We start from the raw sequence: 14,468 nt of genomic DNA, 5'->3' as shown, positions 1-14,468 counted from the left end.
CAAAAGATCGCAGCCTCGTTTCACTCGACAGCTCCTACAGGATTGCGATGTCTGTAGGAGCTGCCGAAGGCTGCGATCTTTTGCTTCTGCTGCCAGAGATAGATGAATTAGAGCAGCTTCGGCTGCTCTTTTGCTTTTTGAGAGAACACCCATGACCGCCGCCAAAAACCGCATTCTTGAACTGCGAGCTGAACTCGATCAGCACAACTACCGTTACCACGTCCTCGACGAGCCGAGCATTCCGGACGCCGAGTACGACCGGTTGTTCCACGAGCTCAAAGCGCTGGAAGCGGCCAACCCGGAATTGATCACCAGCGACTCGCCGACCCAGCGCGTCGGCAGCGTGGCGCTGACCGCGTTCACCCAGGTGCGTCACGAAGTGCCGATGCTCAGCCTCGGCAACGCCTTCGAAGAAACCGATATGCGCGAATTTGATCGCCGGGTGACCGAAGGTCTGGACCTGCCGGCCGGCGATCTGTTCGGTGGCGGGGCGGCGGTGGAGTACAGCTGCGAGCCGAAACTTGATGGCCTGGCGGTCAGTCTGCTTTATCAGGACGGCGTGCTGGTACGCGGCGCCACGCGCGGCGACGGCACTACTGGCGAAGACATCAGCGTCAACGTGCGCACCGTGCGCAACATCCCGCTGAAGCTGCATGGCGAAGGCTGGCCGGCGACCCTGGAAGTGCGCGGTGAAGTGTTCATGTCCAAGGCCGGTTTCGAGCGTCTCAATGCCTCGCAACTGGAAGTCGGCGGCAAGACCTTCGCCAACCCGCGAAACGCCGCCGCCGGCAGCTTGCGTCAGCTCGATTCGAAGATCACCGCCAACCGTCCGCTGGAATTCTGCTGCTACGGCATCGGTCAGGTTTCCCACGATATTTCCGACACGCACATCGGCAACCTCAAGCAGTTGCAGAAGTGGGGCATGCCGATCAGTCACGAGCTGAAACTGGCCAAGGGCATCGGCGAATGCCTGGACTACTACCGCGACATCGGCGAGCGCCGTAACTCGCTGGCCTATGAAATCGATGGCGTGGTGTTCAAGGTCAACAGCATTGCCGATCAGCGCGAACTGGGCTTCCGCGCCCGCGAGCCGCGCTGGGCGATCGCGCACAAATTCCCGGCGATGGAAGAGCTAACCGAGTTGCTCGATGTGGAATTCCAGGTTGGCCGCACCGGCGCCGTGACGCCCGTGGCGCGCCTGAAACCGGTCAAGGTTGCCGGCGTCACCGTGGCCAACGCCACGCTGCACAACATGGACGAAGTCGCCCGTCTGGGTCTGATGATCGGCGACACCGTCATCATCCGTCGCGCCGGTGATGTGATTCCGCAAGTGGTGCAAGTGGTCATGGATCGCCGTCCCGAAAATGCGCGCGCGGTGCAGATTCCAGAGAACTGCCCGGTGTGCGGCTCGCACGTCGAGCGCACGCAACTGATCAAGCGCAGTAAAGGCAAGGAAACCGTCAGCGAAGGCGCGGTGTATCGCTGCGTGGGCCGACTGGCCTGTGGCGCGCAACTGAAGCAGGCGATCATTCACTTTGTCTCGCGTCGGGCGATGGATATTGAAGGCTTGGGCGACAAGAGCGTGGAGCAATTGGTCGACGAAGGTCTGGTCAGTTCACCGGCCGATCTGTATGCGCTGAAGTTCGACGACATCGTCGATCTGGAAGGCTTTGCCGAGGTGTCGAGCAACAAACTGCTGGCGGCCATTGAAGACAGCAAGAAGCCGGGGCTGGCGCGTTTTATCTATGCGCTGGGTATCCCTGATGTCGGCGAGGAGACGGCCAAGGTGCTGGCGCGCTCGCTGGGTTCGCTGGAACGCGTGCAGCAGGCATTGCCGCAAGTGCTGACCTATCTGCCGGATGTGGGGCTGGAAGTGGCGCACGAGATTCACAGCTTCTTTGAAGATGCGCATAACCAGCAGGTCATCGCTGAGTTGCTGGGCCATGGTCTGCAGATTCAGGATCAGGGTGAGCTGGGTGCCGAGTTTGCCGCCAGCGCCACGCTGGGTGGCTTCCTCGACAAGCTGCACATTCCTTCGGTCGGCCCGGGCGGCGCGCAGAAGTTGGCGGACAAGTTCGGTTCGCTGGAAGCGGTGCTGAATGCTGACTGGCTGGACATGCGTCAGGCCTTGCCGGAGAAGCAGGCCAATTCGGTTCGCGAGTTTTTTGCACTGCCTGAGAACCGGCAACTGGCTGAGAAATCCGAAAAGCAACTGCGTGATTTCGGCATGCACTGGCAGAGCGAGAAGAAAGTCGTCGAAGGTTTGCCGCTGTCCGGCGAGACTTGGGTGCTGACTGGCAAAGTTGAGTTGATGAGCCGTGATGTCGCCAAGGAGCATCTGGAAAGCCTGGGCGCCAAAGTCGCGGGTTCGGTGTCTGCGAAGACTCATTGCGTCGTGGCAGGCCCCGGTGCCGGTTCCAAATTGACCAAGGCCAATGAGCTGGGCGTAAAAGTGATGGACGAAGAAACCTTCATCGCCTTCCTCAAAACCCATGGCCTGAACGTTTGATCGTTCCCACGCTCCCGCGTGGGAATGCCACCCCGGACGCTCCGCGTCCGCTGTGACGCAGAGCGTCACTGGATGCATTCCCACGCAGAGCGTTGGAACGATCAGCAAAGTGCGGGAACGATGTTGTCACGGGAATGATCTAGTCTTGGCAAGCCCCAGGGAGAGATCGCCATGCACCGTTTTTTCGAGCAGCTCAGTTCCCGCATCATCGCGCCGTTCATGGGCGAATCCTCACGCAACAGCAAACTCTGGCCGTGCCGCTGCGGCCAGTCGCTGTTCTTTCGTAACAGCCAGTGTCTGGCCTGCAACGCATTGCTTGGTTATCAAGCCGAAGAAAGTCGCCTGACTTCGCTGCAACCGGGGCCGTATGAGGGCACCTGGACGCTCGATGCCGACCCCGAGGCCGGACTGTTTCGCCGCTGCGCCAACCTCGACACAGCCGCCGCGTGCAACTGGCTGCTGCCGGCCAACGAACACGACAGCCTATGCATCGCCTGCAGCCTCAATCGCACCATCCCCGACCTATCCGCCCCGGACAACCCTGAGCGTTGGCGCAAAGTCGAAATCGCCAAGCGTCGCCTCGTTGCGCAACTGATCACCCTCGGCCTGCAAGTCATCCCGAAAACCGTTGATGAAGACACTGGGCTGGCCTTCGACTTCATCGGCGTCGACCTCGAAGGCAACGCGCCGATGACCGGCCACGCCAATGGCCTGATCACCCTCGACATCAAAGAAGCCGACGACGCCCACCGCGAGCAGGTGAGGGCGGCGATGCATGAACCCTATCGCACACTGCTTGGGCATTTTCGTCATGAGGTTGGCCATTACTACTGGGATCGGCTGATCGCCAACGGCCCCTGGCTCGATTCATTCCGCAGCCTGTTCGGTGACGAACGCGCCAGTTACGCCGAAGCGCTTGATCGTCACTATCAACAGGGCGCACCGCTGGACTGGCCGCAGTACTACGTCAGCGCCTACGCGACCATGCACCCGTGGGAAGACTGGGCGGAAACCTGGGCGCATTACCTGCACATGATGGATGCGGTGGACACGGCGTTGGGCTTTGGCATGAGCGCACGGGAAATGGATTTCGACTATCAACCGTTTCCGCCCAGCACGCTGTACGACCCGGAGCATCCCGGCGGCGAGGCGTTCCTCTCATTCGTCAATGCGTGGATCGAATTGGCCGGCATGCTCAATGAACTGTCACGGAGCATGGGCCAGCCGGATTTCTACCCGTTCGTGCTGCCGGCACCGGCGATTGCCAAGCTGCACTTCATTCATCTGGTGATCCAGCAGGCGGGCGGCAGGGCGGATGAGGTTCTGACCCTGTAGGCGCTGCCGCTGGCTGCGATCTTTATGTCCTTGAGCCCGTTCATATTTTTTATCTGCAACCAACGGTTGTAACTTCGCTTCAGATAGGTACAATGGCGCGGCTCGCCGACAGGCAAGCGTCGTTATGGTGACCCCATCGGTCCCCCCGCAACGATTACCCGTGAACCTGGTCAGAGCCGGAAGGCAGCAGCCACAGCGGGAACATTGTGTGCCGGGGTGTGGCTGGTGGGGTTACCACCTTAACGAACAATCGAACGCTTCAAACAGAACTGCATGGGTTTCGCCCACTGCGGTTTTTTTGTGTCTGCGATTTGCCAAATCGACACATATTCCCCCTGTTGAAGATGACCCTGTGGGAGCTAGCTTGCCAGCGATAGCGGTGTGTCAGGTTCATCTATTTGACTGAAAATCCGCAATCGCTGGCAAGCCAGCTCCCACAAGGTTATGGGGTGTTGTCGGAGTGGCCGGTGTAGAGCCGGATAATCTCATCAATCTCCCCCGATATCTTCATCCGCAACAACGTGCGCAAGACCAGTTGCACCGGCACCTTCGGGTCATTGCGCACATAGCAACCCACCTTCTGCTCCTGCAACACGGCGACACCTTGCAGTTGCTGCTCAGGCATCAACCGCTGATTAAACCAGTCCAGCGTCCACTGGTTACTCACCGCATAGCGATAACGCCCGGCCAGTAGTTTCTCCAGCACCTGCTCCTGATTACGCGCATCTTCCCGTTGCAGCCGATCAGCGTCGAACAACGGTTGCAGAGTCGGGTAGGTGTAGCCCAGAACGGTGCCGATGGATTGGCGGGGCAAATGCGCGGGGACGACACTGGCAGGTTGATCCTTGCGGCTGATCAACAGATCGCGCTGGAAGAACAACGGCAGACTCCAGATGTAGTCCCCCGACTGATTCGGCAGCCACGACTGTGCGGCATAGCAGCGCACGTCGATCTCGCCGTGTTCCATCGCGCTCTGCACGCGGGCGCGGGGCAGGACGTGAAACTCGGCCGGTACGCCGACTTGCGTGGCCAGGCTGAGCATCAGATCGTAAAGAATGCCTTGCGTGGGTCGCCCGCGTTCGTATTGCACCATCGGCATCGCCCAGCTGTCGGGCATGGCGAAGCGCAACGGGGTTTCCGCTGCCGTCACATTCAGGCTGATTCCCAGCAACGCCCCCACGGCCCACCGCATAAACGCTCCGGTAATTCCCGATCCCGAGCCGATAAAAGCCTCTGCTCATGCAGCTTAGCCATATTAGACGAGGACACCGGATGCAATTTTGCCCTTGCTCCGCTAGCATTAGCCGCTTCAGCTTCCTTCGTTGCGACGGTTTTCGATGAGTTATCAGGTTCTTGCACGTAAATGGCGTCCGCGCTCGTTCCGCGAAATGGTCGGCCAGACCCATGTGCTCAAGGCTCTGATCAATGCCTTGGACAGCCAGCGGCTGCACCACGCGTACCTGTTTACCGGTACGCGTGGGGTGGGTAAAACCACGATTGCGCGGATCATTGCCAAATGCCTGAACTGTGAGACAGGTATCACTTCCAGCCCGTGCGGCGAGTGTTCGGTGTGCCGGGAAATCGATGAGGGGCGCTTCGTCGACCTGATCGAGATCGATGCCGCGAGCCGCACCAAGGTCGAAGACACCCGCGAACTGCTCGACAACGTGCAGTACGCGCCAAGCCGTGGGCGCTTCAAGGTCTACCTGATCGACGAAGTGCACATGCTCTCCAGCCATTCCTTCAATGCGCTGCTGAAAACCCTCGAAGAGCCGCCGCCGTACGTCAAGTTCATCCTGGCGACCACTGACCCGCAGAAACTTCCGGCAACGATTTTGTCGCGCTGCCTGCAGTTCTCGCTGAAGAACATGACGCCGGAGCGTGTGGTCGAGCATTTGACCCACGTTCTCACTGCCGAAAACGTGCCGTTTGAAGACGATGCACTGTGGCTGCTCGGTCGCGCCGCTGACGGTTCGATGCGTGACGCCATGAGCCTCACCGACCAGGCGATTGCCTTCGGTGAGGGCAAGGTTCTCGCTACCGACGTGCGGGCGATGCTCGGCACCCTGGATCACGGTCAGGTCTATGACGTCCTGCATTCGTTGATCGAAGGCGACGCCAAGGCGTTGCTCGAAGCCGTGCGTCACTTGGCCGAACAAGGTCCGGACTGGAACGGCGTGCTCTCGGAAATTCTCAACGTGCTGCACCGCGTGGCCATCGCTCAGGCGTTGCCGGAAGGCGTCGACAATGGCCATGGCGACCGTGATCGCGTGTTGGCATTGGCGCAGGCCTTGCCGGCCGAAGACGTGCAGTTCTATTACCAGATGGGCCTTATCGGCCGCCGCGATTTACCGCTGGCGCCGGATCCGCGTGGTGGCTTCGAAATGGTGTTGCTGCGGATGCTCGCCTTCCGGCCGGCAGATACCGCGGACGCGCCGAGGCAACCGCTAAAGCCAGTGGGGATCAGCCAGGCCACAGTTGATTCCGCAAACTCCGTGGCTGCCGCGCCTAAACCTGCGCCGGTAGTCGCTGCGGCGGTTGGGCCGACGCCTGCTCCTGCGCCGGTGGCTGCAACTGCACCGGCTCCCGAGCCTGCGCCGGTTGCTCAAGTTGCTCAAGTTGCTCCCGTTGCCGAGCCAGAACCTGCGCCAGCGGCTGTCGTCGCCGAAGCAGTCGTCGATTTACCGTGGAATGATCCGGTAGAGCCAGAGCCAGAGCCCGAGCCTGCGCAGCAGCCAGCCGTAGAGCCCGTACTGGAAACCACCGCCGAGCAACCCGAGTTGCCGCCGATGCCGCTGCCGACCCCGGACAGCGTCGTTCCGGAGGCGCCTGAGTGGGCCGCCGCGCCGATTCCCGAGCCGTCGGTCGCCGACGTCGATGCCGCCACCCCGGGCATGGACCTGGACGACGAGCCGCCGCTGGATGAGGATTACATCGAGCCGGACATCGATTCGGCCTACAGCTACCTCGACGAACTGGCCAGCGAACACGCTGCCGAGCCTGCCCCGGAACCAGAGCCAGAGCCGGCAGCGGCGCCAGCCACAGGTTTAGCGTTGCAGTGGCTGGAGCTGTTCCCGAAACTGCCGATCTCCGGCATGACGGGCAGCATCGCCGCCAATTGCACATTGATCGCCGTCGATGGCGACCATTGGCTGATGCACCTCGACCCGGCGCACAGCGCACTGTTCAACGCCACGCAGCAGCGTCGTCTCAACGATGCCTTGAACCAGTTCCACGGTCGCACGCTGAGCCTGACCATCGAGCTGATCAAACCCGAACAGGAAACCCCGGCGCAGGCCGCCTCCCGTCGGCGCGCCAACCGTCAGCGCGAGGCGGAGGAGTCGATCCACGGCGATCCGTTCATCCAGCAAATGGTTCAGCAGTTCGGCGCAGTGGTGCGACACGATACTATTGAACCTGTCGATGCCTTGGTCGCCCAAGGCTAATAACTGAAGGTGCCCGGCCTCGCTGGCCGGGCGCTGTTTTGATCCAAGTACTTTTGAGGTGATTCCCATGATGAAAGGTGGCATGGCCGGCCTGATGAAGCAGGCACAGCAGATGCAGGAAAAAATGGCCAAGATGCAGGAAGAACTGGCCAACGCCGAAGTCACCGGTAAGGCCGGCGGCGATATGGTCACCGTGGTGATGACCGGTCGTCACGACGTCAAAAGCGTGAGCATCGACCCAAGCCTGGTTGAAGGCATGAGCGAAGATGACAAAGAAATGTTGGAAGCGGTCATCGCCTCCGCCGTCAACGACGCAGTGCGCAAGATCGAAAAGAACAGTCAGGACAAAATGGGCAACATGACCGCTGGCATGAACCTGCCGGCCGGTATGAAACTGCCATTCTGATTCGCCAACCGGCGGCAGATGAGCTACACAAAATGCCAGGCATCGCGCCTGGCATTTTTATTTCTGACTGATCGTTCCCACGCTCTGCGTGGGAATGCAGCCCGGGACGCTCCGCGTTCCAAGTCCAGAGCCGAACGCGGAGCGTCCGTTGCGGCATTCCCACGCGGAGCATGGGAACGATCAATCCCGGCCAACTGAATAAACATCGAACGCGCAAAAGCCTCAACGGTCTGCTCCCTATACCCGCTGAATTAACCCTTCACAGGAGACGCTGACATGTCCGACCCTCTCACCCTCAACCAGCGCTTTGTCCTCGCCTCACGTCCGGTCGGTGCGCCGACCCCGGAAAACTTCCGCCTCGAACGCGAAGCCTTGCCGGATCTGCAGGACGGCCAGGTATTGTTGAAAACCCTGTACCTGTCCCTCGATCCCTACATGCGCGGGCGAATGAGCGACGCACCGTCCTACGCCGCGCCGGTACAAATCGGTGAAGTGATGACCGGCGGCGCGGTCAGCCGTGTCGAGGATTCACGTCATCCGAAATTCCATAAAGGCGATCTGGTGGTCGGCGCGACCGGTTGGCAGAGCCACAGCATCAGCGATGGCCGTGACATCATGCCGATCCCGGCCGGGTTGCCGAGCCCGTCGATGGCGCTGGGTGTGTTGGGCATGCCCGGCATGACCGCGTACATGGGGCTGATGGACATCGGCCAGCCAAAAGAGGGCGAAACATTGGTCGTGGCTGCTGCGTCCGGCGCGGTCGGTTCGGTGGTCGGGCAAGTGGCCAAGATCAAAGGGCTGCGCGCAGTCGGCGTGGCCGGCGGTGCCGATAAGTGCAAGTACGTGGTCGAAGAGTTGGGTTTTGATGCCTGCATCGATCACAAGGCGCCCGATTTTGCCGAGCAATTGGCCAAGGCCTGCCCCGATGGCATCGACATCTATTACGAGAACGTCGGTGGTCATGTGTTCGATGCCGTGGTGCCGTTGCTCAACCCCAAGGCGCGCATTCCGCTGTGCGGTCTGATCGCCGGTTACAACGCCTCCGAAACGCCAAAAGGCCCGGATCGCCTGCCGATGCTGCAACGCACGCTGCTGACCAAGCGCGTGCGCATTCAGGGCTTCATCGTGTTCGACGACTACGGTGATCGTCAGCCGGAGTTCATCAGCCACATGGTGCCGTGGGTACGCGATGGCAAGGTGAAATTCCGCGAGGACGTGGTCGAAGGCCTGGAGCAGGCGCCCGAGGCGTTTATCGGTCTGCTCGAGGGGCGCAACTTCGGCAAACTGGTGGTGAAGGTCGCCCAGGACTGAGTATTTGACGCTGGCCAGAGGCGCGGGTATAAACCGCGTCTCGTTGTTTTGTCGGACTTTTTACCCATGAGCTTCAGCCCTTTGATTCGCCAACTGATCGACGCCTTGCGCACTTTGCCAGGCGTGGGTCAGAAGACCGCCCAGCGCATGGCGTTGCAGATGCTCGAGCGTGACCGCAGCGGCGGCTTGCGCCTGGCCCAGGCCCTCAGCCAGGCCATGGAAGGGGTCGGTCACTGCCGTCAGTGCCGCACGCTGACCGAAGACGATCTGTGCCCGCAATGCGCCGATACCCGCCGTGACGACACGTTGCTGTGCGTGGTGGAAGGGCCGATGGATGTGTATGCGGTCGAGCAGACCGGTTTCCGTGGCCGCTACTTTGTGCTCAAGGGGCATTTGTCGCCGCTCGATGGCCTGGGGCCTGAGGCGATCGGCATTCCGCAGTTGATGACGCGGATCGAAGAGGCGGGCACGTTTACCGAAGTCATTCTCGCGACCAACCCGACCGTGGAAGGTGAAGCGACGGCGCATTACATCGCGCAGTTGCTGAGCAACAAAGGCCTGATCGCTTCGCGGATCGCTCACGGCGTGCCGTTGGGGGGTGAGCTGGAACTGGTCGATGGCGGCACGCTGGCGCATTCGTTTGCCGGGCGTAAACCTATCTCTCTCTGATAAAAATCAAAAGATCGCAGCCTTCGGCAGCTCCTACATGGAAACGCGTATTTCCAATGTAGGAGCTGCCGAAGGCTGCGATCTTTTGATCTTCTGCATCTTGTAAACCAAGCAAGCGCTCGGTTAAGTTCGGCGAACCCTTCCGTGGAGCTCGCCCATGCCTGCCTTTCAGGAATACTTCGACCCCAGCCACCAATTGGTCCGCGACAGCGTCAGACGTTTCGTCGAACGCGAGATCCTGCCGGACATCGATCAGTGGGAAGAAGCCGAAAGCTTCCCCCGTGAGCTGTACCGGAAGGCTGGCGCGGCAGGCATCCTCGGCATCGGTTATCCGGAAACGCTTGGAGGCAGCCATGAAGGCGATCTGTTCGCCAAGGTTGCCGCCAGTGAGGAGTTGATGCGCTGCGGCTCTGGCGGCCTGGTAGCGGGGCTGGGATCGCTGGATATCGGTCTGCCACCGATCGTCAAATGGGCGCGCCCGGAGGTACGTGACCGGGTCGTGCCACAGGTGCTCAGCGGTGAAAGGATCAGCGCGCTGGCGGTTACCGAACCGGGCGGTGGCTCCGACGTCGCCAACCTGCAAACCCGCGCCGTGCGTGACGGCGATGTCTATCGCGTCAGCGGCAGCAAAACCTTTATCACCAGTGGCGTGCGCGCCGATTTCTACACCGTCGCGGTGCGCACCGGTGCGCCGGGGTTTGGCGGCATCAGTCTGCTGCTGATCGAGAAGGGTACGCCGGGCTTCACCGTTGGCCGTCAGTTGAAAAAAATGGGCTGGTGGGCGTCGGACACGGCTGAGTTGTTCTTCGACGACTGCCATGTACCTGTGGGCAATCTGATCGGCGCGGAGAACATGGGCTTCGCCTGCATCATGGGTAACTTTCAAAGCGAACGTCTGGCGCTGGCATTGATGGCCAACATGACTTCACAGCTAGCGCTGGAAGAGAGTCTGAAATGGGCGCGCGAGCGTGAAGCGTTTGGCAAGCCGATCGGCAAGTTTCAGGTGATCAAGCATCGCCTCGCCGAGATGGCGACTGCGCTGGAAGTCTCACGCGAATTTACTTACCGGCAAGCGGCGAAGATGGCGGCGGGGCAGAGTGTGATCAAGGAAATCTCCATGGCGAAGAATTTTGCCACGGACACCTCGGACCGGATCACCACCGAGGCAGTGCAGATTCTTGGTGGGCTGGGTTATATGCGCGAAAGTCTGGTGGAACGGCTGTATCGGGATAACCGCATTCTGTCGATTGGCGGCGGGACGCGGGAGGTGATGAACGAGATCATCAGCAAGCAGATGGGGCTTTAAAGGCAAAAGATCGCAGCCTTCGGCAGCTCCTACAGGGAAACGCACATTCCAATGTAGGAGCTGCCGAAGGCTGCGATCTTTTGATCTTGATTATTTATCGGTCAACGCAAACTGCGTCAGGCAGAAGGTCGGGATGCCCATGTCCTCAAGACGCTGCGAACCTTGCAGTTCCGGCAAATCAATAATCGCCGCCGCTTCATGCACCCGCGCGCCCATGCGGCGAATCAGGTTGGCTGCTGCGATCAATGTCCCGCCCGTGGCAATCAAATCATCGAACATCACCACCGAATCGCCTTCACACAGGCTGTCGGCGTGCACTTCCAGGAACGCTTCGCCGTACTCGGTTGCGTAACCTTCGGCCAGCACGTCCGCCGGCAGTTTGCCTTGCTTGCGGAACAGCACCAGCGGCTTGTTCAACTGATAGGCCAACACCGAGCCGATCAGGAAGCCACGGGCATCCATCGCGCCAATGTGGGTGAAATCAGCTTCCACGTAGCGGTGGGCGAAACTGTCCATCACCAGGCGCAGAGCCGTTGGCGACTGAAACAGCGGGGTGATGTCGCGAAAGATCACGCCCGGTTTCGGGAAGTCGATCACAGGGCGGATAAGCGATTTGATGTCGAAGGAGTCGAAGACCATCGTCGAGGTGTCCTGGCAGGGCTGCAAACGGCGCAGTATACCCGCGGCTGAAACGCTTCGCTCAACCGCGGATCGAGATCAGCCTTCGATCGAGCCACCGGCCAGCGCGCAGAGCTGGATCGGGTCGAGGATGTGAATCTCTTTGCCCTCGGCGGCGATCAGTTCGTTCTGCTGGAAACGGGTGAAGACCCGGGACACGGTTTCCACCGCCAGACCGAGGTAGTTACCGATTTCATTGCGCGACATGCTCAGGCGGAACTGGTTGGCGGAGAAGCCGCGAGCGCGGAAGCGTGCCGAGAGGTTGACCAGGAAGGTAGCGATGCGCTCGTCGGCGGTTTTTTTCGACAGCAGCAACATCATTTGCTGGTCGTCACGGATTTCCCGGCTCATGACGCGCATCAACTGGCGGCGCAGCTGCGGCAGTTGCAGGGCCAGCTCATCGAGACGTTCAAAAGGGATTTCGCAGACCGATGTGGTTTCCAATGCTTGGGCGGAGACCGGGTGTTTCTCGGTGTCCATGCCGGACAGGCCGACCAGTTCGCTTGGCAGGTGGAAGCCCGTCAGTTGCTCTTCGCCGCTGTCGCTGAGGCTGAAGGTCTTCAGGGCGCCGGAGCGTACTGCATAAACGGAATCGAACGTGTCGCCCTGGCGGAACAGGAACTCGCCCTTTTTCAGCGGGCGGCCGCGTTTAACGATTTCGTCCAGCGCATCCATGTCTTCCAGATTCAAAGAAAGTGGCAGGCAGAGAGGGGCCAGGCTGCAATCCTTGCAATGGGCCTGGTTGTGAGCGCGCAGTTTAACTGGCTCGGACATTTCTTAGATCCTTGTGGGAAAACACACATAAGCCGTAAGGGTAACTCACGGGAGGACATTCAGGCCAGTCTGGGGCGACTTTGCCCTACAGCCATAAAGCCACAGGGCCAGCAGCCGATAAACAGGTATCAAAGTGCATACAAGGAACGATTCGATGGCCGCCATTGGTACGCTGGGCCCCGCTAGCAGCGACGTTGCGGCAACGCCGGAAGCGTTTAAAGTTGCGTCCGGCAATGCACACAACCCAGGTTCGTCCGATGAGGCAACCCCGACCTTGGTCGAGGGCGTCAAAGTGTCGCTCTCCGGTGCATCGATTGCAAAATCCGCCAGTGCCGGTGGCGAAAACAGCGACATCGAGACCAGTGGCCTGCCCGAGAACATCCAGCAATTGCTGAAGATGATCCGCAAACTGCAAAAACAGATTGCCGAGAAAAAGGCACTCATCGAAGCGGTCATGGCCGACAAGCGCCTTTCCAACGAAGAAAAGATCATCAAGGCTGCTGCGCTGCGAGGCGCAATCGCCGCGTTGAATACCGGTCTGATCACGGCCAATCTGGCTTTGTCCAAAGTGGTCGGGCAGTCCGGGTTGACCGCGGATCAGAACCTGAGCGTCGGTTCGTTGTTGACGAAAAACTAAATCACCCGCGAAAAACGCTGGCGGTTCTGCTGTTCCAGGTAGGCATCGAACACCATGCACACCGAGCGCACCAGCAGACGACCCGCCGGCAACACGGCGATCCGCTCGCGATCCAGCGCGATCAGGCCATCACTGGCCATGCCTTGCAACTGCGGCCACAGCGCGCCGAAATAGCCCTGAAAATCGATGTTGAACTGCTGCTCGATCGCGGCGAACTCCAGGCTGAAATTGCAGATCAGCTGCTGGATCACCGCTCGGCGCAAGCGATCATCGGCGTTGCACACCAAGCCCCGGCTGGTCGCCAGTTGTGCGGCGGCGAGGGTGTTCTGGTACTCGTTGAGGTCGCTGCTGTTCTGGCAATACAGGTCGCCGATCTGGCTGATGGCCGAAACGCCCAACCCGATCAGGTCGCAATGGCCGTGAGTGGTGTAACCCTGGAAGTTACGTTGCAGGGTTTCTTCTTCCTGAGCAATCGCCAGCTCGTCATCGGGCAGGGCGAAGTGATCCATGCCGATGTAGCGATAGCCGGCGGCGGTGAGTTGCTCAATGGTGCGCTCAAGCATTTCCAGCTTCTGCGCGGGCGCCGGCAACTCATTGTCATTGATCCGTCGCTGCGGCATGAAACGCTCGGGCAGGTGCGCATAGTTGAACACCGAGAGCCGGTCCGGTTGCAGGCTGATGACTTCTTCAACGGTGCGGGCGAAATTTTCCGGGATCTGCTTGGGCAACCCGTAGATCAAGTCGATATTGATCGAGCGGAACTGCAGGGTGCGCGCCGCATCGATCACCGCGCGGGTTTCCTCCAGACTTTGCAGGCGATTGACCGCGCGCTGCACCGCCGGATCAAGGTCTTGCAGGCCGATGCTGACCCGGTTGAAACCCAGTTCGCGCAGCAGGCCCATGGTCGACCAGTCGGCTTCACGCGGGTCGATCTCGATGCCGTAATCACCGGAGTCGTCATCCAGCAAATTGAAATGCTTGCGCAGGTGCGCCATCAACTGACGGAGCTCGTCATGGCTGAGAAAGGTCGGCGTGCCGCCGCCAAAGTGCAGTTGCTCGACTTTCTGGGCCGGGTCGAGGTGGCAGGCGATCAACTGGATTTCTTGCTCCAGCCGCTGCAGGTAGGGCAGGGCGCGACCACGATCCTTGGTGATGACCTTGTTGCAGGCGCAGTAGTAGCAAATGTTCGCGCAGAACGGCACATGCACGTAGAGAGACAACGGGCGCAGGGCCTTGCGGCTGTCGCGCAGGGCATGAAACAGGTCGAAGGTGCCGACCTGACTGTGAAATTGCACGGCCGTCGGATACGAGGTGTAGCGCGGCCCCGCCAGGTCGTAGCGGCGGATCAGATCAGAGTCCCAACGAATGGCGTCGAGCATGCGGGCATTCCCCCGGAT

12 protein-coding genes and 1 other RNA gene are annotated in these 14,468 nt (G+C 60.3%); 9 read left to right on the top strand and 4 right to left on the bottom strand.

Going from position 1 to position 14,468, the window contains the following annotated elements:
* The first annotated feature begins 151 nt into the window (after positions 1–151).
* The 3 genes from ligA to ffs all read left to right on the top strand — a co-directional run bounded on the left by ligA (position 152) and on the right by ffs (position 4,075).
* Positions 152–2,509, top strand: coding sequence for an NAD-dependent DNA ligase LigA (gene ligA, locus CKW14_RS05145; protein WP_095124879.1), 2,358 nt, complete (start codon positions 152–154; stop codon positions 2,507–2,509).
* 171 nt (positions 2,510–2,680) lie between these two features.
* Complete coding sequence (locus tag CKW14_RS05140) at positions 2,681–3,844, top strand: putative zinc-binding metallopeptidase (RefSeq protein WP_095124877.1); 1,164 nt, start codon at positions 2,681–2,683, stop codon at positions 3,842–3,844.
* A 134-nt stretch (positions 3,845–3,978) separates the two neighbouring features.
* Positions 3,979–4,075: signal recognition particle sRNA small type (ffs, locus tag CKW14_RS05135), an RNA gene on the top strand.
* A gap of 211 nt (positions 4,076–4,286) precedes the next feature.
* Here ffs and CKW14_RS05130 read toward each other — a convergent pair.
* Complete coding sequence (locus CKW14_RS05130) at positions 4,287–5,036, bottom strand: ABC transporter substrate-binding protein (protein ID WP_095047726.1); 750 nt, start codon at positions 5,034–5,036, stop codon at positions 4,287–4,289.
* A 145-nt stretch (positions 5,037–5,181) separates the two neighbouring features.
* On the opposite strand from CKW14_RS05130, the gene dnaX reads away from it, so the two are divergent.
* The 5 genes from dnaX to CKW14_RS05100 all read left to right on the top strand — a co-directional run bounded on the left by dnaX (position 5,182) and on the right by CKW14_RS05100 (position 10,982).
* The gene (dnaX, locus tag CKW14_RS05125; RefSeq protein WP_095124876.1) at positions 5,182–7,290 is read left to right on the top strand and encodes a DNA polymerase III subunit gamma/tau; all 2,109 of its coding nucleotides are present in this window, start codon (positions 5,182–5,184) and stop codon (positions 7,288–7,290) included.
* 67 nt (positions 7,291–7,357) lie between these two features.
* Positions 7,358–7,696, top strand: coding sequence for a YbaB/EbfC family nucleoid-associated protein (locus CKW14_RS05120; protein ID WP_016984747.1), 339 nt, complete (start codon positions 7,358–7,360; stop codon positions 7,694–7,696).
* A gap of 276 nt (positions 7,697–7,972) precedes the next feature.
* Positions 7,973–9,007, top strand: a complete 1,035-nt coding sequence (locus CKW14_RS05110; RefSeq protein WP_095047723.1) for an NADP-dependent oxidoreductase — start codon at positions 7,973–7,975, stop codon at positions 9,005–9,007.
* Positions 9,008–9,073: 66 nt separating this feature from the next.
* On the top strand, positions 9,074–9,676 hold the full coding sequence (recR, locus tag CKW14_RS05105) for a recombination mediator RecR (RefSeq protein WP_007918335.1): 603 nt from the start codon (positions 9,074–9,076) through the stop codon (positions 9,674–9,676).
* A gap of 157 nt (positions 9,677–9,833) precedes the next feature.
* A complete protein-coding gene (locus CKW14_RS05100) occupies positions 9,834–10,982 on the top strand; it encodes an acyl-CoA dehydrogenase family protein (protein ID WP_095124874.1) in 1,149 nt (382 codons plus the stop codon).
* A 90-nt stretch (positions 10,983–11,072) separates the two neighbouring features.
* Here the strand turns inward: CKW14_RS05100 and CKW14_RS05095 are convergent, their stop codons facing one another.
* Positions 11,073–11,621: an adenine phosphoribosyltransferase gene (locus CKW14_RS05095; protein ID WP_007918333.1), complete on the bottom strand. Its 549-nt coding sequence runs from the start codon at positions 11,619–11,621 to the stop codon at positions 11,073–11,075.
* A 78-nt stretch (positions 11,622–11,699) separates the two neighbouring features.
* Positions 11,700–12,434, bottom strand: coding sequence for a fumarate/nitrate reduction transcriptional regulator Fnr (fnr, locus tag CKW14_RS05090; RefSeq protein WP_007918332.1), 735 nt, complete (start codon positions 12,432–12,434; stop codon positions 11,700–11,702).
* Between the two features lie 154 nt (positions 12,435–12,588).
* On the opposite strand from fnr, the gene CKW14_RS05085 reads away from it, so the two are divergent.
* The gene (locus CKW14_RS05085) at positions 12,589–13,071 is read left to right on the top strand and encodes a hypothetical protein (RefSeq protein ID WP_095047721.1); all 483 of its coding nucleotides are present in this window, start codon (positions 12,589–12,591) and stop codon (positions 13,069–13,071) included.
* Here CKW14_RS05085 and hemN read toward each other — a convergent pair.
* A complete protein-coding gene (gene hemN, locus CKW14_RS05080) occupies positions 13,068–14,450 on the bottom strand; it encodes an oxygen-independent coproporphyrinogen III oxidase (protein ID WP_095047720.1) in 1,383 nt (460 codons plus the stop codon). The genes CKW14_RS05085 and hemN overlap by 4 nt on opposite strands.
* Positions 14,451–14,468 lie beyond the last annotated feature (18 nt).

Source organism: Pseudomonas sp. Irchel s3a12, assembly GCF_900187485.1.
GTDB classification, from domain to species: domain Bacteria; phylum Pseudomonadota; class Gammaproteobacteria; order Pseudomonadales; family Pseudomonadaceae; genus Aquipseudomonas; species Aquipseudomonas neuropathica.
This window is presented reverse-complemented; position numbering and strand designations above follow the sequence as displayed.

Coding starts and splice junctions, on each gene's coding strand:
- CKW14_RS05140 (WP_095124877.1), top strand. CDS start 2,681: ATGCACCGTTTTTTCGAGCAGCTCAGTTCCCGCATCATCGCGCCGTTC.
- recR (WP_007918335.1), top strand. CDS start 9,074: ATGAGCTTCAGCCCTTTGATTCGCCAACTGATCGACGCCTTGCGCACT.
- CKW14_RS05095 (WP_007918333.1), bottom strand. CDS start 11,621: ATGGTCTTCGACTCCTTCGACATCAAATCGCTTATCCGCCCTGTGATC.
- ligA (WP_095124879.1), top strand. CDS start 152: ATGACCGCCGCCAAAAACCGCATTCTTGAACTGCGAGCTGAACTCGAT.
- CKW14_RS05130 (WP_095047726.1), bottom strand. CDS start 5,036: ATGCGGTGGGCCGTGGGGGCGTTGCTGGGAATCAGCCTGAATGTGACG.
- CKW14_RS05100 (WP_095124874.1), top strand. CDS start 9,834: ATGCCTGCCTTTCAGGAATACTTCGACCCCAGCCACCAATTGGTCCGC.
- CKW14_RS05110 (WP_095047723.1), top strand. CDS start 7,973: ATGTCCGACCCTCTCACCCTCAACCAGCGCTTTGTCCTCGCCTCACGT.
- hemN (WP_095047720.1), bottom strand. CDS start 14,450: ATGCTCGACGCCATTCGTTGGGACTCTGATCTGATCCGCCGCTACGAC.
- CKW14_RS05120 (WP_016984747.1), top strand. CDS start 7,358: ATGATGAAAGGTGGCATGGCCGGCCTGATGAAGCAGGCACAGCAGATG.
- fnr (WP_007918332.1), bottom strand. CDS start 12,434: ATGTCCGAGCCAGTTAAACTGCGCGCTCACAACCAGGCCCATTGCAAG.
- dnaX (WP_095124876.1), top strand. CDS start 5,182: ATGAGTTATCAGGTTCTTGCACGTAAATGGCGTCCGCGCTCGTTCCGC.
- CKW14_RS05085 (WP_095047721.1), top strand. CDS start 12,589: ATGGCCGCCATTGGTACGCTGGGCCCCGCTAGCAGCGACGTTGCGGCA.